The organism is Rhizobium sp. LCM 4573 (assembly GCF_001854865.1).
Taxonomy (GTDB): domain Bacteria; phylum Pseudomonadota; class Alphaproteobacteria; order Rhizobiales; family Rhizobiaceae; genus Neorhizobium.
Genome location: NZ_MDDW01000006.1, coordinates 157,595 through 177,600 on the forward strand (window position 1 = coordinate 157,595; position 20,006 = coordinate 177,600).

A 20,006-nucleotide genomic window follows, 5' to 3' on the forward strand; every position below is an offset into this window, starting at 1 on the left:
GCTCGCGAGAAGACTTCGTTCACCCCGCCCGCAGGAACCGGATCGCTTCGTCGCGCCGATGAAGGTAGAGGAGCACGCGCATGTTCTGGCCACGCTCGCTGACGAGCTCGGGATCGCGCTCCAGAAGATAGGCGGCATCCTTGCGGGCGATCTCGAGCAGGTCCGCATGCGCCTCCAGGCTGGCGATCCTGAAACCGGGCGTGCCGGACTGGCGGGTGCCGAGAAGTTCGCCTTCGCCGCGCAAACGTAAGTCTTCCTCGGCGATCAGGAAGCCGTCCTCGCTGTCACGCAGGATGGAGAGTCGGGCCTTTCCGGTTTCGCTGAGCGGTCCCTTGTAGAGGAGGATGCAGGTGGAGGCTTCGTCACCGCGCCCGACACGGCCGCGAAGCTGGTGAAGCTGCGCGAGTCCGAACCGCTCGGCATGTTCGATGACCATGATCGTCGCGTCGGGCACGTCGACGCCGACTTCCACGACGGTCGTCGCCACCAGTAGCCGGATTTCGCCGCTCTTGAAGGCGGTCATCACCGCATCCTTTTCAGGCCCGGACATGCGCCCATGGACGAGGCCGACATTGGCGGCGCCAAGTTCGCGGGCAAGCACGGCATGACGTTCTTCGGCCGACATCAGGTCGGATACATCCGACTCTTCGACCAGCGGGCATATCCAATAGGCCTTCTTTCCTTCCGAGATCGCGGCTCTCAGCCGGGAAACGATCTCGTTGATACGTTCCGTCGGTATCGTCACGGTCTGGATCGGCTTGCGGCCGGCCGGCTTTTCGGTGAGCTTCGAGACATCCATGTCGCCGAAGGCGGCAAGCACCAATGTGCGCGGAATGGGCGTCGCGGTCATCACCAGCATATGCGGTGAAACTCCCTTCGCCGTCAGCCGAAGGCGCTGGTGCACACCGAAGCGATGCTGTTCGTCCACCACGGCAAGCATCAGATTGTGATAGTTGACCGCATCCTGGAAAAGCGCGTGCGTGCCGATAACGATTTGCGCCTCTCCGGAGGCGATCCTTTCCGCAATGGCATCGCGCTCACGGCCCTTGGTGCGGCCGGTCAGCACCTCGACATTGATCCCGGCCGGCCCCGCCAGCTTGGAAATCGTCGCGAAATGCTGCCGCGCCAGGATTTCCGTCGGCGCCATCAGCACAGCCTGTCCGCCGGCCTCGACCGCCGCCGCCATGGAAAGCAGGGCGACCAGCGTCTTGCCCGCGCCGACATCGCCCTGCAGAAGGCGCAGCATGCGAGTGTCGCCCGCCATGTCCTTCAAGATGTCTTCGACGGCGCTCTTCTGACTTGGGGTCAGCGAGAAGGGCAGATTAGCGATGATCTTCGCGGCAAGATCGCCTTTGACCCTGATCGGTTCTCCGGGAACCCGGCGTAGCCGCTGGCGCACGAGCGAGAGCGACACCTGGCCGGCGAGGAACTCGTCATAGGCAAGCCGCCGTCGGGCGGGGGACTGCGGATCGATATCCGCCTCGTCGCGCGGATCGTGCAAGCGACGGAAGCTGTCGGCGGCGGAAAGAAATCCCTGACGCTGGAAAAGAGCCTTATCGATCCACTCTGGCAAGGCCGGAAGCCGTGCGATTGCGCCGTCGATCGCCTTTCGCAGCACTTTCGGCGAAAGGCCGGCGGTCAGCGGATAGACGGGTTCGATCAGCGGCAGGTTTTCCGCCTCGGAAGCTTTCACGATGAAATCCGGATGAACCATGGACGGCCGGCCGTTGAACCAGTCGACCTTGCCGCTGACCATCACCGTTTCATCAAGCGGCAGGGATTTCTGCAGCCAATCCCCCTTGGCACGAAAAAACGTCAACGCCAATTCGCCGGTCTCGTCATGCAGGAAGACGCGATAGGGGACGTTCGGCTTGCCGCGCGGAGGCGGCTGATGCCGGTCGACACGTCCCTCGATTGTGACGATGGCCCCTTGGGGTGCCAGCGCGATGCCGGGGCGATTGCGCCGGTCGATTAGCGAGTAGGGGGCGTGAAAAAGCAGGTCGATCACCCGGCAATCGTCTGCGTCCTCGCGGCCCGTCACACGCGCGATCAATTCGGCAAGCTTCGGGCCGACGCCCGCAAGCGACGCGACGGAAGAGAACAGAGGGTCAAGGACTGCAGGACGCATGGCAGCAAAATGCGATGGATTTTGGCTATCTGGCAAGGTGACGGGGGCGGAAAAGCATCCTATATGAACCGCAACAAAGGATACGGACATGACTGGACTTGCGCGCACGAGCGCCGATCTCGATCCTCGCCGCCGGCGCATCCTCTATCGCTGCTGGCATCGCGGCATCCGGGAAATGGACCTCGTCTTCGGCAGCTTCGCGGAGGCCGAGATCGGCACTCTCTCGGATGCGGAACTCGATGAATTCGAGGCGATCATGGGCGAGGACGATCACGATCTTCATGCCTGGATCACCGGTGCCAGGCCTCTCCCGGACCACTTGCAGACGCCGCTTTACGAGCGCGTCGCCGCCTACAAGCCGGATTTCGATCCGGTGACCACGACCTCGTTGGAAGCGAGGCTCAAGCAGACCCCATGAACTCCATACCCATGATCCCAGGTTTCGATGCAGGACGTATAGCGACGGTCGGAAGCGCGCTGACGGTCGGCAATGTGCCGCCCGGCATGGAGCCGCTCCTGCTGGCGGAACTCGTGCGCGCCGGCCAGTCCGTCGCCTATGTGATGTCCGACGGGCAGAGCATGCCCGATCTCGAGCAAATGCTGTCTTTCGTGGCGCCGGATATTCCCGTCCTGACATTGCCAGCCTGGGACTGTCTTCCCTACGACCGGGTCTCGCCGAGTGCGGATGTCTCCGCCCGGAGACTTTCGGCACTTTCCGGCCTCATCGCGCATGCCAGAAAACCGCATCCGGCAATCGTGCTCGTCACGGTCAATGCCATGCTGCAGAAGATCGCGCCGTCCGAGGTGATCGAAAGTCTCGCATTCTCGGCAAAGCCCGGCAACCAGGTCCGCATGGATGACCTCGCCGCGCGCCTGGAGCGCAACGGCTTCGAGCGCGTTTCCACGGTACGCGAAGTGGGCGAATTCGCGGTGCGCGGCGGCATCCTCGATGTCTTCGTGCCCGGCACGGAAGAGCCCGTGCGCCTCGATTTCTTCGGCGACACGCTGGAATCGATCCGTTCCTTCGATCCGGCGAGCCAGCGCACGACGGGCCAGGCCCGTTCGCTCGACCTCAATCCCATGAGCGAGGTGACGCTGACGCCCGATACGATCAGCCGTTTCCGCAAGAACTATCTGTCGCTCTTCGGCGCAGCGACCCGCGACGATGCCCTCTACCAGGCCGTCTCCGAAGGCCGGCGCTATGCCGGCATGGAGCATTGGCTGCCGCTTTTCTATGACCGGCTGGAGACGGCGTTCGACTATCTCAAGGGTTTTCGCATCGTCACGGACCACACTGCCCGTGAGGCGGCGAACGAGCGTTCCAAGCTGGTGCTCGATTATTACGACGCCCGGCGCGACAGCGGCACGCAGGGCAAGGGAGCAGCCGCGCAGGCCACGCCCTACAAGCCGGTATCGCCAAGCCAGCTCTATCTCGACGGCAAGGCTTTTTCCGCCGCGCTCGACGCTTGCGACGCGCTGCGGTTGACCCCGTTCAACGAGATCGACGCCGAAGGTCGCCCGGTGGTGACATTGGATGCGCATGCCGGCCCGCGCTGGGCAAAGGCGCAAGCCGAGGACAAGGATCGCGGCGAACGCGTCAATGTCTTCGACCTCGTGGTCAAGCACATCGCGGACAAACGCGCCGAAGGCGTCAGGGTGCTGATTACCGGCTGGTCGGCAGGTTCCCTCGACCGGCTGATGCAGGTGCTGGAGGAGCGCGGGCTTCAACGCGTCAGACCGATCGCAAAGCTCGCCGATCTCGACAAGCTGGAGAAAGGGGAGGCGGCTTCCGCCGTCCTTAGCCTCGAGGCGGGTTTCGAGACGGACCGGATCGCGGTGATCGGCGAGCAGGATATCCTCGGCGACCGCATGATCCGCCGCGGCAAGCGCCGCAAGCGTGGCGCCGATTTCCTGACCGAGGTGGCGGGTCTCGATGAAGGCTCGCTCGTGGTCCACGCCGAGCACGGCATCGGCCGCTTCGTCGGCCTCGTCACCATCGAAGCCGCCGGTGCCCCGCGCGCCTGCCTCGAACTTCACTATGCCGATCAGGCAAAGCTCTTCCTGCCCGTCGAAAACATCGACCTCCTCTCGCGCTACGGCTCGGATGCGGCCGAAGCGCAGCTCGATAGGCTGGGAGGCGGCGCCTGGCAGGCGCGCAAGGCCAAGCTCAAGAAGCGCCTGCTCGACATGGCGGACAGCCTGATCCGCATCGCCGCAGCGCGCATTACCCGACGCGCGCCGGTTCTGACGACGCCGGAAGGCCTCTATGACGAATTCGCCGCGCGCTTCCCCTATGACGAGACGGACGATCAGGCGAACGCCATCGATTCGGTCCGGGACGATCTCGGCGCCGGCCGTCCCATGGATCGCCTCGTCTGCGGCGACGTCGGCTTCGGCAAGACGGAGGTGGCACTGCGCGCCGCCTTCTTCGCGGCGATGAACGGAGCGCAGGTGGCGGTCGTCGTGCCGACTACGCTGCTCGCCCGCCAGCACTACAAGACGTTCCGGGAACGCTTCCGCGGCCTGCCGATCACCATCGCGCAGGCCTCGCGCCTCGTCCCCGCAAAGGAGCTCGCGCAGACGAAGAAGGACCTCGCCGACGGCAAGGTGGATATCGTCGTCGGAACCCATGCGCTTCTCGGCGCCGGCATCAAGTTCGCCAACCTGAGCCTTCTCATTATCGACGAGGAGCAGCATTTCGGCGTCAAGCACAAGGAGCGGCTGAAGGAGCTGAAAAGCGACGTGCATGTGCTGACGCTCTCGGCGACCCCRATCCCGCGCACCCTGCAGCTTGCCATGACCGGTGTCCGCGAGCTTTCGCTGATTACCACGCCGCCGGTCGACCGCATGGCGGTGCGCACCTTCATCTCGCCCTTCGATCCATTGGTGATCCGCGAGACGCTGATGCGCGAGCATTATCGCGGCGGTCAGAGCTTCTACGTCTGCCCGCGTCTTGCCGACCTGCCGGAGATACAGGCCTTCCTGCAATCGGACGTGCCGGAACTGAAGGTGGCCGTCGCCCATGGGCAGATGCCGGCGGGCGAGCTGGAAGACATCATGAACGCCTTCTATGACGGCAAATACGATGTTCTGCTTTCGACAACGATCGTTGAATCTGGGCTCGATGTGCCGACGGCCAACACGCTGATCGTCCATCGCGCCGACATGTTCGGTCTGGCGCAGCTTTATCAGCTTCGCGGCCGCGTGGGCCGTTCCAAGGTGCGCGCCTTCGCGCTCTTCACATTGCCCGTCAACAAGCCGCTGACGCCGACCGCCGAGCGTCGTCTCAAGGTGTTGCAGTCGCTCGATACGCTGGGTGCCGGCTTCCAGCTCGCCAGCCACGATCTCGATATCCGCGGCGCAGGCAATCTCTTGGGCGAGGAGCAGTCGGGCCATATCAAGGAAGTCGGTTTCGAGCTCTACCAGCAGATGCTGGAGGAGGCTGTCGCCGAGGTGAAGGGCGAAGACGAAATCGTCGATACCGGCTGGTCGCCGCAGATTTCCGTCGGCATCACGGTGATGATCCCGGATTCATACGTACCGGACCTGCATCTTCGCATGGGTCTCTACCGCCGCCTGGGCGAACTGACCGAACTTCCGGAGATAGACGGTTTCGGCGCCGAGATGGTGGACCGCTTCGGCCCCATGCCGGTCGAGGTGCAGAACCTCCTGAAGGTCGTCTACATCAAGTCGCTCTGCCGCAAGGCGAATGTCGAAAAGCTCGATGCCGGCCCGAAGGGGATCGTCGTTTCCTTCCGCGACAAGCAGTTCCCCAATCCGGCGGCGCTCGTCGGCTATATCGCCAAGCAAGGCACGCTCGCGAAGATCCGGCCGGATCAGAGCGTGTTCCTGACGCGCGACCTGCCGTCACCGGAAAAGCGGCTCGCCGCCGCCGCCCAGGTGATGACGCAGTTCGCGGAATTGGCAAAACAGGAGAACTGATCAGAGATCGGCTTCGATTTCCGGCTTGGTGACGACCGATGCCTGCGGATCAGTCGCGACGGAGCGCGGCAGCGGAACGTTGCGTGCCTTTTCACGGGCAAGCGTCAAAAGTCCGGATCCGATGATGAGCACGATGCCGATCAGCATGGGCAGGTCGATCGTGTCCCCGAAGATCAGATAGCCGAAGAGAACGGCCCATAACATCTGGCTGTATTGGGTGGGGCCGATCATCGCCGCCGGCGCATGATTGGCGGCATACATGAGGAGCACGGTCGCCAGCGCTGCAAGCAGGCCATAGCCCGCCAGCATCACCCATTCGGTCGCGTTCGGAACCCTGAAATCGGAAATCATCAGCAGGCCGCAGATGAAGAGCACGCCCAGCACACCCGCGCCATAGAGCGAGATGTTCTTTTCCGACGGGCCGATGGCGCGGAAGATGACGATAGAGATCGCTCCGGAAAGGCCGCCGAAGATTGCGCCGAGATGTCCGATCGAAAGCTCCCGGAAGCCAGGACGAAGGACGATTAACACACCCGCAAAGCCGATGACGACAGCGCTCCATCGCCGGATTCCCACGCTCTCCTGGAGGAAGATCACCGACATGATGGTGACGAAGGAGGGCAGCAGGAAGATCAGCGCGAAGGCTTCAGCCATCGAGAGATGCGTGAATGCGATGACGCTGCCGAGCACGCCGAGGCTGTTGGCGACGAAACGGAGAAGCCAGAGCGGCCGGTTCGTCGTCCGGAAGATGTCCGTCCAGCGATCGCCGGATTTCAGGAGGAATGGCAAGCCGGCAAGGCCGAAAATGGCGCCCAGGAATGCCGTTTCATAAGGCGGCAACGCGCCTTCGATCATCTTGACGGCCGCGTCGCTGAAGGCGAACGCAGCAAAGGAGGCGAAGGCGAGAAGCACGCCCTTCGTCGTGTGGTCCGTCTGCACATGAACCTCCGGTCAGATCATGCCTTTGCGGGCTTCGGACTTCATCTGTGCGATCTCCTTGAGCGCATTGACGAAGACCTCCGGCGTTTGCGCGCCGCTGACCGCATACTGACCGTCGATAATGAAGAAGGGTACTCCGTTGACGCCCATCTTCTGGGCCGCCTCTATCTCGTCGAGAACCGTGTCCTTGTCGGCATCGCTCGCCAGCAGGTTCTCGATGACTTTCCGCTCCAAGCCGCATTGTTCGGCGATGTCGAGCAGAACGGCATGGTCGCCGATATTCCTGCCTTCCTCGAAATTCGCCTTGAAAAGGGCGGTCGCCACCCGGTCCTGCACCTCGCGGCCTTCCACCAGCGCCCAATGCAGAAGACGGTGGGCATCGAGAGTATTCGGGCCGATCTTGATCGCGTCGAAGTTATAGCGGATGCCGACCTCCTCGCCGAGTTTGGTCAGCGTGGCATGCGCCCGCTCCACAGCTTCCTCTCCGCCGAGCTTGGCGATCAGGGCCTTCTTCTGGTCCACGCCTTCCGGCGGATAATCGGGATTGAGGCGATAGGGGCGCCAGTGGACGTCGACCCCAAACTCGTCCTGCACTTCGGCGATCGCCAGCTCCAGCCGCGCCTTGCCGAGATAACACCAGGGGCAGACGACGTCCGAAACGACGTCGATGGTTACCCGTTCCATGGGCGCATCCTTTCTTCGGAAAGCCGCTTCCGAGCGGCTCGATGTGGCTAGATTACTGAGCCCGCTTGTCGAACCAGGCGGGAAGCTGGTAGCCGTAGAGCGGCACCTTCTCCGGATAGCCGATATGGCTGCGGCGCGCCACCCATTGTTCTGCTACATGGTAGAGCGGCACGATATAATGGCCGGAAATCAGCATCCTGTCATAAGCCCGGACCGCCGCCTCGAAATCCTCCTCGCTGCGCGCGACGAGCATGGCCTCGATCAGCTTGTCCAGATCGGGATCGGCGGTACCAACGAAATTGAAGCTGCCTTGCCGGTCACGCGAAGCCGAGCCCCAGCGGCCGACCTGCTCGATACCCGGCGACAGTGACGAGGGGTAGGATTTCAGGATCATGTCGTAGTCGAAATTGCCCGAACGCGCCTGATACTGCGCATCGTCCACGGTACGGATCATCATGTCCACTCCGATCATCCGCAGGGTCCGCTGATAGGCGATCGCCAGCTTCTCCTGATCCTGGTTCTGGGTCATCACCTCGAAGGCGAGGGGCCTCCCGGAAGCATCCGACATGCGGCCGTTCTTGATCGTGTATCCGCCGGCCTTCAGGAGGTCCACGGCCTTGCGCAACACCTTGCGGTCCGCGCCGGTGCCGTCCGTCTTCGGCAGGCGATAGGTGCCGTCAAGCACGTCCGGATCGATTCGGTCCTTCATCGGGCCCAGGATCGCAAGCTCCCGCTCGCTCGCTGGTCTGCCCAATGAGGAAAGGCTGGAATTCTGCCAGAAGCTCTCGGTACGGGTATAGGAGTTCTCGAACAGGTTTTTGTTCGCCCATTCGAAATCGAAGGCCAGCGAAAGACCCGCCCGGACATTGCGGTCCGCAAAGACCGGCCGGCGCGTGTTGAAGGCGAAACCGAGCATGCCCGTCGGCAGGTCCGGCTTGAAGGTTTCCTTTACCGCCGCGCCGCTATAGACCGCCGGAAAGTCATAGGCTCGCGCCCAATGAGTCGGGCTGCCGTCGAGATAGATATCGAGCACGCCCTTCTTGAATGCCTCGAACAGGGTGTTCTCCTGCAGGAAATATTCGACGACGATTTCGTCGTAGTTGTCGAGACCCACCTTGGACGGAATATCCTTGCCCCAGTAGTCGGGATTGCGCTCGTAGACGATCCGCTCGCCGGGAACTACCGACTTCACCTTGTAAGGACCCGAGCCGACGGGGAATTTGAGCGTGGATTGCTCGAAGGTGGCCGGATCGATCGCATGTTTCGGCAGGATCGGGGTCGCATAGGCGATGATCAGGGGAATTTCACGATCCGCCTTCTCGTTGAAGGTGAAGCGCACACTGTGCTCGCCGACCTTCTCTATCTTCTCGACGGTGTCCAGACGGTTGGAAAAGGGGATTCGGCCTCTATCCCGCAGCACTTCGAAGCTGAAGATCACGTCTTCCGGCGTCACCGGCTGCCCATCCGACCACTTGGCCTTGGGATTGAGATTGAACTGGATGAAGCTGCGCTCCTCGTCCCATTCCACGGTTTCGGCAAGCAATCCATAAAGGGAGAACGGCTCGTCGCCGGAACGCTGCATCAGCGGTTCGTAGATAAGGTTGCCGAAGATATTGTCCCAAATGCCGCGAGCCGTCGTGCGTATGCTCTTCAGGTTGAACGGGTTCAGGCTGTCGAAAGTGCCGACGACGCCGTACCGCACGCGTCCGCCCTTCTTCACATTCGGATCGACATAGTCGAAATACTTGTAATCGGCGGGAAGCTCCGGCTCACCATGCATGGCGATCCCGTGCAGAGGCTGGCTGAAAGCCTGTCCGGCGAGGGCGAGTGCGGCGATGAGCGGAACGATGYGGCGCATGGTCCATCCTACTATGGAAATAGTCTCTGATTCGCTGCAAAATACCTGATCGAGATGGGGCGACCAACTGCGRCCAAGTGGAAAGATAGGCTTCAAAGCCCTGGTAATCGCCAAAAAATACGTGATGAGGGCTGGATATCGGAGCGGCCGCGATGTAACAGGGTTGCCGGACGGCGGGTCATTCAATTGCCTCATTTGACCGACAGGTGAAGGGCAATAGGACACCCCGAGGGAGGCGGCGGACGTCGCCCCGAACGGATTTCAGGAGACGGATTTCGTTATGAAGCTTAAGGCAACCAAGGTTATGCGGACGGCGATGTCCGCTCTCGCTCTTTCGATCGGCGCGAGCGCGCTGCCCATCACTGCCGCCGCACAGGCTCCGGCTGCCGGCGCTCCGGGCGCCCCGCCGCTCGGCTGGTTCAAGACCTGCACCAAGCAGGACGACAGCGATCTCTGCGTCGTGCAGAACGTGCTTCTCGCTCAGAACGGCCAGCTCATCACCGCCGTTGGCCTGATCACGGTGGAAGGCAAGGTGAACCGCAAGATCCTGCAGGTTTCGGTACCGACCGCGCGCCTGATCCCGCCGGGCATCGTCATGCAGATTGATGGCGGTAAGGGCCAGAAGCTCGACTACGCCGTCTGCCTGCCCGACAAGTGCACCGCCGAAGTGCCGCTCACCGATCCCATGATCGCAAGCCTCAAGAAGGGCGGCGAAGTGGTCTTTACGTCCATCAACTTCCGTCGTGCGCCGAACCCGATCCGCATTTCGCTGCAGGGCTTCACCGGCGCCTTCGACGGCCCGGCCATGCCGCAGGCGCAGCTCGCCGAAAGCCAGCGCAACCTCGAAGAGGGAATGCAGCGCAAGGCTGAAGAGGCCCGCAAGAAGCTGGAAGACGCCCAGAACGCTGCCAAGCAGGGCAACTAAGCTCTCAAGCTTTTAAGTTTCAAAGCCCGGCCTCGCGCCGGGCTTTTCGATTCCGGAATGGAAAAAGGCGCCGGTGGGAGGCCCGGCGCCTTCGATTCACGGCTGTCTATCGGAAGTCAGTGGGCCAGAATCACCTTCGGCTTCAACTGCCCGGACGGGCCACGATCGAAAATCTGCGCGACCTGAGGATTTCTCAGCGGCGTGTCGCTCTCATCATGCTCGAGGTTCTGTTCCGAGACATAGGCGACATATTCCGTTTCGTCGTTTTCAGCGAGCAGGTGATAGAAGGGCTGATCCTTGTTGGGACGGATCTCCACGGGGATGGCGTTCCACCATTCCTCGGTGTTGGAGTATTCCGGGTCCACGTCGAACACGACGCCCCGGAACGGGAACACCTTGTGGCGAACCACTTCTCCGATCCTGAATTTTGCGTTGCGTTGTTTCATGGTGCGATGTCCTTTCGCATCCTGATGTGGGAATGAATTCATTCCGCATCAAGAGTTGCAATGCGACGAAGCAGATATCGTTCCATATGCGCTCGGGCAATTGAATGTCATTCCGACTCCTGGAAGATCGGAGGCATGGTCTTGCCTGTCAAACTTTCAGATTGCTTCCGGTTTGGTACCATCTCCGGCCGCAAGGCGGTGGAAAATCGGCTATATCCCGAACCAGTTCAACAACCGGTGACGGATCATGAAACGTTTAGCTACGATCGCCCTTATCCTGATATCGAGTGCATCGATTTCGACGGCCCAAACCATCAAGGAGGTCGAGATCATGCAGTCCAGGATCGCATCCAGACTGCAGGAAAGCGGCAAGCGCCAATTGCTTGAAGCACAGCGGGCGTGGGAACGGTATCGCGATGCGGAATGCCGCTACCGGCAGGCGAATTTTCCCAGCATGACCTCGAATGCCGATTGCCAGAAGGCTCTTGCGAGCCAGAGAGCAAGAGACCTTTCCACCCAGCTGGAATGGCTCGACGAGGTGGAGGGCAATATCGGAGGAGGCCCGGCAAGCTGTGAATCCGTCGCAGGCAAGACCGCAGCGGCACGGCTTGTGCGCATGTGCCTGGCAGTCACGACGGCGACGCGGCCGCCCTGCAACGCGCAGAACTCCTGCGAGCTCATAACATCCGAAATCAAAAGATCCTGCAGGCTCCTGGGGAAGGGCGCACCTTCGTTCTGCCGCGACTATCGCTAGAGGGCAGGCGGCGGAAAAGGGCTGCCGGCAGTCTGTCATTCATTCAGGACAGACAGCAAAGCTCACAAAACACAAACGGCGGGCCAAAGCCCGCCGTTTTCCGTTGAGGTCCGGTAGAAACCGGTTTCAGGCCGAGTAGTACATGTCGAACTCGACCGGGTGAGGCGTCATTTCGAAGCGCATGACCTCGGTCATCTTCAGTTCGATATAGGCGTCGATCTGATCGTCGTCGAAGACGCCGCCTGCGGTCAGGAACTTGCGGTCCTTGTCGAGGCTTTCGAGCGCTTCGCGCAGCGATCCGCAAACCGTCGGGATCTTCTTGAGTTCCTTCGGGGGCAGGTCGTAGAGATCCTTGTCCATGGCTTTGCCGGGATGGATCTTGTTCTTGATGCCGTCGAGGCCGGCCATCAGCATGGCCGCAAAGCCGAGATAGGGGTTCTGCGTCGGGTCCGGGAAGCGGACTTCGACGCGCTTTGCCTTCGGCGAGGAGCCGAACGGAATGCGGCAGGATGCGGAACGGTTGCGGGCCGAATAGGCGAGCAGCACCGGAGCTTCGTAACCCGGAACGAGGCGCTTGTAGGAGTTCGTCGTCGGGTTGGTGAAGGCGTTGATGGCCTTGGCATGCTTGATGATGCCGCCGATGTAATAGAGGCAGCTCTCGGAAAGGCCTGCATATTCGTCGCCGGCGAAGGTCGGTTTGCCATCCTTCCAGATCGACTGGTGAACGTGCATGCCCGAACCGTTGTCGCCGAAGACCGGCTTCGGCATGAAGGTTGCGGTCTTGCCATAGGCATTCGCAACCTGATGCACGACATACTTGTAGATCTGCATCTTGTCGGCGTTGCGCACGAGTGTGTCGAACTTGACGCCGAGTTCATGCTGGGCCGAGGCCACTTCGTGGTGGTGCTTTTCGACAACCACGCCCATTTCCGTGAGCACGGTCAGCATTTCGGAGCGCATGTCCTGCAGGCTGTCGACCGGCGGAACCGGGAAATAGCCACCCTTGACGCGCGGGCGGTGACCAAGGTTGCCGGTCTCGTAATCCGTGTCGTCGTTCGAGGGCAGCTCGGAAGAATCGAGCTTGAAGCCGGTGTTGTAGGGGTCGGCCTTGTACTTCACGTCGTCGAAGATGAAGAATTCCGGCTCGGGGCCTACGAAGACGGTGTCGCCGATGCCGGATGCCTTCAGATAGGCTTCGGCCTTCTTTGCGGTGCCGCGCGGATCGCGGTTGTAGGCCTCGCCGGAGATCGGATCGAGGATATCGCAGAAGATGACCATGGTCGACTGGGCGAAGAAGGGGTCCATGTGGACCGTTGCCGGGTCGGGCATCAGCACCATGTCGGACTCGTTGATTGCCTTCCAGCCGGCGATCGAGGAGCCGTCGAACATGACGCCGTCGGCGAACATGTCCTCGTCAACGGCGGAAATGTCCATGGTGACGTGCTGCAGCTTTCCCCGTGGGTCGGTGAAGCGCAGGTCCACGAACTTCACGTCGTTTTCCTTGATCTGTTTCATGATTTCGCTTGCGGTCGTCATTTAACGTTTCCTCGATTGCAAGATGACGAGTTGAACCCTGACCCGAGCGGCCAGTCGTTTAAAGGCGCCGGTCAGATGGCGTCGATACCGGTTTCGCCGGTGCGGATGCGGATGACCTCCTCCACATTGGAGACGAAAATCTTTCCGTCGCCGATGCGGCCGGTCTGGGCGGCATTGCGGATGGCCTCGATGACCGCTTCCKCATTCTCGTCCGCCAGCACGACTTCGACTTTCACCTTCGGCAGGAAGTCGACGACATATTCGGCGCCGCGATAGAGCTCGGTATGCCCCTTCTGCCGCCCGAAGCCCTTCGCTTCCGTTACGGTGATGCCCTGAAGACCGACTTCCTGCAGAGCTTCCTTCACTTCATCCAGCTTGAAAGGCTTGATGATCGCTTCGATCTTTTTCATGAGAAAATATCTCTCCGCTTCTCCCTTGAAGCGGGCCGCGACCCGCTTGGCCTACTTAATGCAGATATCGTGCCAGTCTGGAAAGCCGAATTTGCAGAAAACTCGCATTTTGCAGGTGCGAACGTGTCGAATGGCCGAGTTTCAGGGTAAAACCAACCAAGAATTCTGCGAAACTCGATGATGAAGAGTTCATTTCGAGAAAATTTCGCAGATTTCCGGTCGGTGAGATGATCAGCTTTCCAGCCATGCAAATGATTAATTATCAATCAAATGCCTAATGTATAATCACCCTCTATTTCAATTGACGGCTTGTTTTCTGTGCAACGATTCCTTTCAATGGGAGCCATGACCTCCGGCATCGAAACCATGGTTCTCACGCCCGAAGAAATGGCCGCGGCAGATACCGAGGCTGCCCGCTCCGGGATCATATCCTTCGACCTGATGGAACGGGCGGGTCAAGCGGTGGCTGCGGCTGCGCTAAGACGATTTCCTCATGCCTATCGTTTTGCCGTGCTTTGCGGGCCCGGCAACAATGGCGGTGACGGCTATGTCGCCGCCCGAACGCTCATGGAAGCAGGCGCTACAGTTGCGGTTTTTCATCTCTCCGATCCCGCGAAATTGAAGGGCGACGCAAAACGTGCCTTCGATCTTTGCCCAAAGGTCGGCTCGGAGCTGCGGGCCTATGAACCCCGATTCGGCGACGTCGTTATCGACGCTCTCTTCGGAGCGGGGCTGACCCGCACTTTGACGGAGGACGTGATTCAGATGATCCGCCGGGTGGAGGCGGCCAACCTTCCTGTTATCGCGATCGATCTGCCTTCCGGCCTTTGCGGGCGGCGCGGCAAGCCGTTGGGCGGGGCGTTTCAAGCCGAACTCACCGTCACCTTCATGTCATGGAAGCCGGGACATCTGCTGATGCCTGGCCGGTCACTCTGTGGTGACACGGAGGTTTTCGATATCGGGATTCCGAGACGCATCCTGAAAAGCGTTGCCGGAAAGATTGGCGAGAATCGCCCGGAATTCTGGCGGGAGCATCTGCCGCGACCCGACCCAAGCTCACACAAATACCGCCGCGGGCATCTCGCGGTCTTCTCCGGCGAGGGAAGCAGGACGGGCGCAGCCCGTCTTTCCGCAGCCGCAGGCCTTCGAAACGGGGCCGGGTTGGTAACCGTGGCTTCGCCGTCGGATGCCATCACGGTCAATGCAAGCTCCCTGACGACAGTCATGCTGCACGAGGTGGAAACAGTCGCGGACCTGAACGATTGGCTGAACTCGGCCAAGCTCTCCGCCTTCGTGCTCGGTCCCGGTTTCGGGATAGGAGAAAAAGCCCGCCAGTTTGTCCTCGCTGTGAAGGACCGGCCGCTCGTGCTCGATGCCGATGGYATCACCTCCTTCAAGAACGATCCCTCGCAGCTGTTCGAGGCATTTGCGGCAGGCGAAACCCGCCTCGTTTTGACGCCGCACGAAGGAGAATTCGCGAGACTTTTTCCGGATCTGGCGGAAGACGAGAACCTCAGCAAGGTGGAACGGGCAGTGAAAGCCGCCGAGCGTGCCCATGCTGCCATCGTCTACAAGGGAGCAGACACGGTGATCGCCGCCCCGGACGGGCGTGCCGCTATCAACACCAATGCGCCGCCCTGGCTTGCGACCGCCGGTTCGGGAGATGTGCTGGCAGGCATGATCGGCGCATTACTTGCGCAGGGCATGCCTGGCTTCGAATCTGCGGCCGCCGCGGTCTATCAGCACGGCGAAGCCGCCAGGCAGGCGGGTAGGGGGATGACGGCCGAAGACCTCGTCGCCCATGTCGGGCAACTCAGTCTCTAGCCTTCAAGAAGCTCAGCCATCGCCATGGCGCCGTAGGGCGCGTTCACCTTGCCTTCGTGGATAAAGAAGGCAAAGACGTCACGCGGCTGCTTCTTGACCTCACGCGTCTCGTCGATCAAGGGCAGATCGTCCGGAACCTCGCCTTCGGCCCAGGTCCGCAGCCGTTTCGCCCAGGCCTTGAGGTCTTTTTCGGGATAGCAGGTCTTGATGTCGTCCGAGCCCTTCTGCAGGCGCGCATAGACGAAATCGCCGGTCACGTCCGCGATCATCGGGTAGTCGAAATGTTCGGCGCAGACCGGGGCGATGTTGTATTTCGCAAGCAGCGAAATGAATTCCGGCACCTTGAAACTGTCGTGCCGCACCTCGACCACATGCGTCAGCTTCAATCCGTCCAGCTTGTTCGGCAAAAGCTTCAGGAAGGCCTCGAAATCCTCCGGCTCGAACTTCTTGGTCGGCGCGAACTGCCAGAGCAGGGGGCCGAGATGATCTCCAAGCTCCGTCAGCCCTTGACCAAGAAATTTCTCGATCGATTCCCCCGCCTCGGCCAGAACCTTGCGGTTGGTGGTGAAGCGGCTCGCCTTCAGCGAGAATATGAATCCGTCTGGCACCTCGGAGGCCCATTTGGCGAAGGTTTCCGGTTTCTGAGAGCCGTAATAGGTGCCGTTGACCTCGATGACCTTCAGCTTGCTCGCCGCATATTCGAGCTGCCTCTTCTTTGGCAGCTCGTCGGGATAGAACGTGCCTTCCCACGGCTCGAAGGTCCAGCCTCCAATGCCCGTGCGGATCGTGCCGGATTTCGTCATCAATTCCTCCCTGAAATGACGGCCTATTCCGCCGCTTCCACCTTCTTCGCCGGGCGCCGATCCAGAAGCTCCTTCAGGAAATGGCCGGTATAGGAGCGCTTTTCCTGGACGACCTGCTCCGGCGTACCCGCAGCGACGATTTCGCCGCCGCCGGTTCCGCCTTCCGGACCGATATCGATGATCCAGTCGGCCGTCTTGATGACTTCGAGATTGTGCTCGATCACCACTACCGAATTGCCCTGGTTCACCAGCTCCTGCAGCATTTCCAGAAGTTTGGCGACGTCATGGAAATGCAGTCCCGTCGTCGGCTCGTCGAGGATGTAGAGCGTGCGTCCGGTCGAGCGCTTCGACAGTTCCTTGGCTAGCTTGACGCGTTGCGCCTCGCCACCCGAAAGCGTGTTGGCCTGCTGGCCAACCTTGATATAGCCGAGGCCGACATCGAAGAGCGCCTGCAGTTTGTCGCGCACGGCGGGGACCGCCGAGAAGAATTCGACGCCTTCCTCGACCGTCATGTCCAGCACGTCGGCGATCGACTTGCCCTTGAAATGCACATCCAGCGTCTCGCGATTGTAACGCTTGCCGTGGCAGACGTCGCAAGTGACGTAGACGTCTGGCAAGAAGTGCATCTCGATCTTGATGACGCCATCGCCCTGGCAGGCCTCGCAGCGCCCGCCCTTGACGTTGAACGAGAAACGACCGGGGGCATAACCGCGGGCCTTCGCCTCGGGCAGGCCCGCGAACCAGTCGCGGATCGGCGTAAACGCGCCCGTATAGGTCGCCGGGTTGGAGCGGGGCGTCCTGCCGATCGGCGATTGGTCGATATCGATCACCTTGTCGATATGCTCGAAGCCGTCGATGCGGTCGTGCTCGGCCGGGATCTCGCGCGCGCCCATGACGCGCCGGGCGGCTGCCTTGTAGAGCGTCTCGATGAGGAAGGTCGACTTGCCGCCGCCCGAAACTCCGGTGACGGCTGTGAACACGCCAAGCGGAACGGAGGCGGTGACGTTCTTGAGGTTATTGCCCCTGGCGCCGACGACCTTGATCTCCTTGCCCTTCTTCGGTTTGCGGCGCTCGGCCGGCACCGGAACGCCGAGTTCGCCGGCAAGATATTTTCCGGTGAGCGACTTGGAGTTGGCCATGATGTCGGCCGGCGCACCTTGCGCCACCACCTCGCCGCCATGGATGCCGGCCGCCGGGCCGATATCCACCACGTAGTCGGCCGTCAGGATCGCGTCTTCGTCATGCTCCACCACGATCACGGTATTGCCGATGTCGCGCAGGTGTTTCAGCGTATCGAGAAGACGCGCGTTATCGCGCTGATGAAGCCCGATCGAGGGTTCATCGAGCACGTAAAGCACGCCTGTCAGGCCCGAGCCGATCTGTGAGGCCAGCCGGATGCGCTGGCTTTCGCCGCCCGAAAGCGTGCCTGAATTCCGCGACAGGCTGAGATAATCCAGTCCCACATCGTTGAGGAAACGCAGGCGTTCGCGGATTTCCTTGAGGATGCGTACCGCGATTTCGTTCTGCTTGGTGTTCAGCGCCTCGGGCAGAACCTCGAACCAATCGCGCGCCAGCTTGATCGACATGTTGGTGACTTCGCCGATATGCAGCTTGTTAATCTTCACCGCCAGTGCTTCCGGCTTCAGGCGATAGCCGTCGCAGGCGGGGCAGGGAGCCGCCGACATGTAGCGCTCAATCTCCTCGCGCGCCCATGCACTGTCGGTCTCCTTCCAGCGGCGCTCCAGGTTCGGAACGATGCCTTCGAAATTCTTCACCGTCTTGTAGGAGCGCGCGCCATCGGCATAGTGGAACTCGATCTTGTCCTCGGTCCCGTTGAGAATGGCGTTCTGCGCCGCTTCGGAAAGCTCGTTCCACCGGCTGGAGAGCTTGAAATCGAACACCTTGCCGAGCGCTTCGAGCGTTTGATTGTAGTAGGGAGACGTGGATTTCGCCCAGGGCGCGATCGCACCGTCGCGCAGCGTGCGCGCGGGCTCAGGCACGATCAGGGCGGCATCCACCTTCTGCTGCGAGCCGAGGCCGTCGCAAGTGGGGCAGGCGCCGAACGGATTGTTGAAGGAAAAAAGCCGCGGCTCGATTTCCGGAATGGTGAAGCCGGAGACGGGGCAGGCGAACTTTTCGGAAAAAAGCACGCGCTCATGGGTCTCGTTGAGAGACTTGTTGGCGGACCCGCCGGCGGCCGTCTCCTCAGCGGGCAGGGGCTTGTCGGCGAATTCGGCAACCGCCAGTCCATCCGCAAGCTTCAACGAGGTTTCGAGACTGTCCGCCAGGCGCGCGCCGATATCGGACCGCACCACCAGACGATCCACCACCACGTCGATGTCGTGCTTGTATTTCTTGTCGAGCGCCGGCACGTCCGCGATCTCGTAGAACTGGCCGTCGACCTTTACGCGCTGGAACCCCTTCTTCATGAGATCGGCGAGTTCCTTCTTGTACTCGCCCTTGCGGCCGCGGATCATCGGCGCCAATATATAAAGACGCGTTCCCTCCTCGAATGCGAGGATGCGATCGACCATCTGGCTGACGGTCTGGCTTTCGATCGGCAGGCCCGTCGCCGGCGAATAGGGCACGCCCACGCGCGCGAAGAGCAGGCGCATATAGTCGTAGATTTCGGTAACGGTACCCACCGTGGAGCGCGGGTTGCGCGAAGTCGTCTTCTGYTCGATCGAGATTGCCGGCGAAAGCCCGTCGATCTGGTCGACATCCGGCTTCTGCATCATTTCGAGGAACTGCCGCGCATAGGCCGAAAGGCTTTCGACATAACGCCGCTGTCCCTCGGCATAGATGGTGTCGAATGCCAGCGACGATTTGCCGGAGCCGGAAAGGCCGGTCATGACGATCAGCGAATTGCGCGGCAGATCGAGGTCGATGCCCTTCAGGTTGTGCTCGCGCGCGCCACGAATGGATATGGTCTTCAGTTCGCTCATCTTCATGCTCTTCGGGGAGGTTCGAAGGTCCTTATGTAGTGATTGATCAGCGCCTGTCGAGACGAAACTGCGGCTGTGCAGGGCTGTTCCTGAGTCGGTTGACAGCACTATAGGGATTAATTAGAACAAATAAAGAACAAATTTGCTTGTGGATTAAACTTCGCCATGGCCCCATCGAAAGGGCCGATAGGTTAGAGTGCCGCATTGGATTTCAAGGCCGCGTCAAGCGGCGGACAAGGTGAGAGTTATGGCTGGTAGCGTGAACAAGGTGATCCTGATCGGGAATGTGGGAGCCGATCCGGAGATCCGCCGGACCCAGGACGGCCGGCCCATCGCAAACCTTCGTATCGCCACGTCGGAAAGCTGGCGCGACCGCAATTCCGGAGAGCGGCGCGAGAAGACCGAATGGCATACGGTGGTCGTCTTCAACGAAGGCCTCTGCAAGGTCGTCGAGCAATATGTGAAGAAGGGCGCCAAGCTCTATATCGAAGGTCAGCTCCAGACCCGCAAGTGGCAAGACCAGAACGGCAACGATCGTTACTCGACCGAAGTGGTCCTGCAGGGGTTCAATTCGACCCTGACCATGCTGGACGGCCGCGGCGAGGGCGGTGGCGATCGTGGCGGCTTCGGCGGCGGCAATCGGGTCGGCAACGATTTCGCTGGCGGTGACTTCGGCGGCTCTGGTGGAGATGACTATGATCGTCGCTCTGCCGGCGGCAGCCAGAACCGCGGCGGGTCTTCCGGCGGCAATTTCTCGCGCGATCTGGACGACGATATCCCGTTCTGATCAGACCTGCCGATTTGGCAGCCAA

At 61.1% G+C, this 20,006-nt stretch carries 15 protein-coding genes; 6 read left to right on the plus strand and 9 right to left on the minus strand.

Features of this window, described 5'->3' with window-relative positions; translation table 11 throughout:
* Positions 1-19: 19 nt before the first annotated feature.
* The gene (gene recG / locus LCM4573_RS13270) at positions 20-2,128 is read right to left on the minus strand and encodes an ATP-dependent DNA helicase RecG (protein WP_071006778.1); all 2,109 of its coding nucleotides are present in this window, start codon (positions 2,126-2,128) and stop codon (positions 20-22) included.
* Between the two features lie 88 nt (positions 2,129-2,216).
* On the opposite strand from recG, the gene LCM4573_RS13275 reads away from it, so the two are divergent.
* Together LCM4573_RS13275 and mfd are read left to right on the plus strand one after the other, a co-directional pair.
* On the plus strand, positions 2,217-2,546 hold the full coding sequence (locus LCM4573_RS13275) for a succinate dehydrogenase assembly factor 2 (RefSeq protein WP_071006779.1): 330 nt from the start codon (positions 2,217-2,219) through the stop codon (positions 2,544-2,546).
* Between the two features lie 11 nt (positions 2,547-2,557).
* Positions 2,558-6,070, plus strand: coding sequence for a transcription-repair coupling factor (mfd, locus tag LCM4573_RS13280; RefSeq protein ID WP_071006780.1), 3,513 nt, complete (start codon positions 2,558-2,560; stop codon positions 6,068-6,070).
* Here the strand turns inward: mfd and LCM4573_RS13285 are convergent, their stop codons facing one another.
* Genes LCM4573_RS13285 through LCM4573_RS13295 form a run of 3 tightly spaced genes read right to left on the minus strand, consistent with a single transcriptional unit; the run spans position 6,071 to position 9,551 of the window.
* Positions 6,071-7,009, minus strand: a complete 939-nt coding sequence (locus tag LCM4573_RS13285) for a DMT family transporter (RefSeq protein WP_071006781.1) — start codon at positions 7,007-7,009, stop codon at positions 6,071-6,073.
* A gap of 12 nt (positions 7,010-7,021) precedes the next feature.
* A complete protein-coding gene (locus tag LCM4573_RS13290) occupies positions 7,022-7,693 on the minus strand; it encodes a DsbA family oxidoreductase (RefSeq protein ID WP_071006782.1) in 672 nt (223 codons plus the stop codon).
* Positions 7,694-7,745: 52 nt separating this feature from the next.
* Positions 7,746-9,551, minus strand: coding sequence for an extracellular solute-binding protein (locus tag LCM4573_RS13295; RefSeq protein ID WP_071006783.1), 1,806 nt, complete (start codon positions 9,549-9,551; stop codon positions 7,746-7,748).
* A 280-nt stretch (positions 9,552-9,831) separates the two neighbouring features.
* On the opposite strand from LCM4573_RS13295, the gene LCM4573_RS13300 reads away from it, so the two are divergent.
* A complete protein-coding gene (locus LCM4573_RS13300) occupies positions 9,832-10,476 on the plus strand; it encodes an invasion associated locus B family protein (protein WP_071006784.1) in 645 nt (214 codons plus the stop codon).
* Positions 10,477-10,592: 116 nt separating this feature from the next.
* Here LCM4573_RS13300 and hspQ read toward each other — a convergent pair whose 3' ends face one another.
* Positions 10,593-10,922, minus strand: a complete 330-nt coding sequence (hspQ, locus tag LCM4573_RS13305) for a heat shock protein HspQ (protein ID WP_071006786.1) — start codon at positions 10,920-10,922, stop codon at positions 10,593-10,595.
* Positions 10,923-11,169: 247 nt separating this feature from the next.
* Between hspQ and LCM4573_RS13310 the strand changes: the two genes are divergently transcribed.
* Complete coding sequence (locus tag LCM4573_RS13310) at positions 11,170-11,676, plus strand: lysozyme inhibitor LprI family protein (RefSeq protein WP_083347430.1); 507 nt, start codon at positions 11,170-11,172, stop codon at positions 11,674-11,676.
* Positions 11,677-11,802: 126 nt separating this feature from the next.
* On the opposite strand, the gene glnA is transcribed toward LCM4573_RS13310, so the two are convergent.
* Together glnA and LCM4573_RS13320 are read right to left on the minus strand one after the other, a co-directional pair.
* Positions 11,803-13,212: a type I glutamate--ammonia ligase gene (gene glnA / locus LCM4573_RS13315; RefSeq protein WP_071006790.1), complete on the minus strand. Its 1,410-nt coding sequence runs from the start codon at positions 13,210-13,212 to the stop codon at positions 11,803-11,805.
* 71 nt (positions 13,213-13,283) lie between these two features.
* Complete coding sequence (locus tag LCM4573_RS13320; RefSeq protein ID WP_071006792.1) at positions 13,284-13,622, minus strand: P-II family nitrogen regulator; 339 nt, start codon at positions 13,620-13,622, stop codon at positions 13,284-13,286.
* Between the two features lie 345 nt (positions 13,623-13,967).
* On the opposite strand from LCM4573_RS13320, the gene LCM4573_RS13325 reads away from it, so the two are divergent.
* The gene (locus tag LCM4573_RS13325) at positions 13,968-15,446 is read left to right on the plus strand and encodes a bifunctional ADP-dependent NAD(P)H-hydrate dehydratase/NAD(P)H-hydrate epimerase (protein WP_071006794.1); all 1,479 of its coding nucleotides are present in this window, start codon (positions 13,968-13,970) and stop codon (positions 15,444-15,446) included.
* Here LCM4573_RS13325 and LCM4573_RS13330 read toward each other — a convergent pair.
* Entirely contained in the window at positions 15,443-16,249 is an 807-nt protein-coding gene (locus tag LCM4573_RS13330; protein WP_071006796.1) for a DUF72 domain-containing protein, read from the minus strand. The genes LCM4573_RS13325 and LCM4573_RS13330 overlap by 4 nt on opposite strands.
* Before the next feature lie 23 nt (positions 16,250-16,272).
* Positions 16,273-19,194, minus strand: a complete 2,922-nt coding sequence (gene uvrA, locus LCM4573_RS13335; protein WP_071006825.1) for an excinuclease ABC subunit UvrA — start codon at positions 19,192-19,194, stop codon at positions 16,273-16,275.
* 247 nt (positions 19,195-19,441) lie between these two features.
* Between uvrA and LCM4573_RS13340 the strand changes: the two genes are divergently transcribed.
* A complete protein-coding gene (locus LCM4573_RS13340) occupies positions 19,442-19,981 on the plus strand; it encodes a single-stranded DNA-binding protein (RefSeq protein ID WP_071006798.1) in 540 nt (179 codons plus the stop codon).
* Positions 19,982-20,006 lie beyond the last annotated feature (25 nt).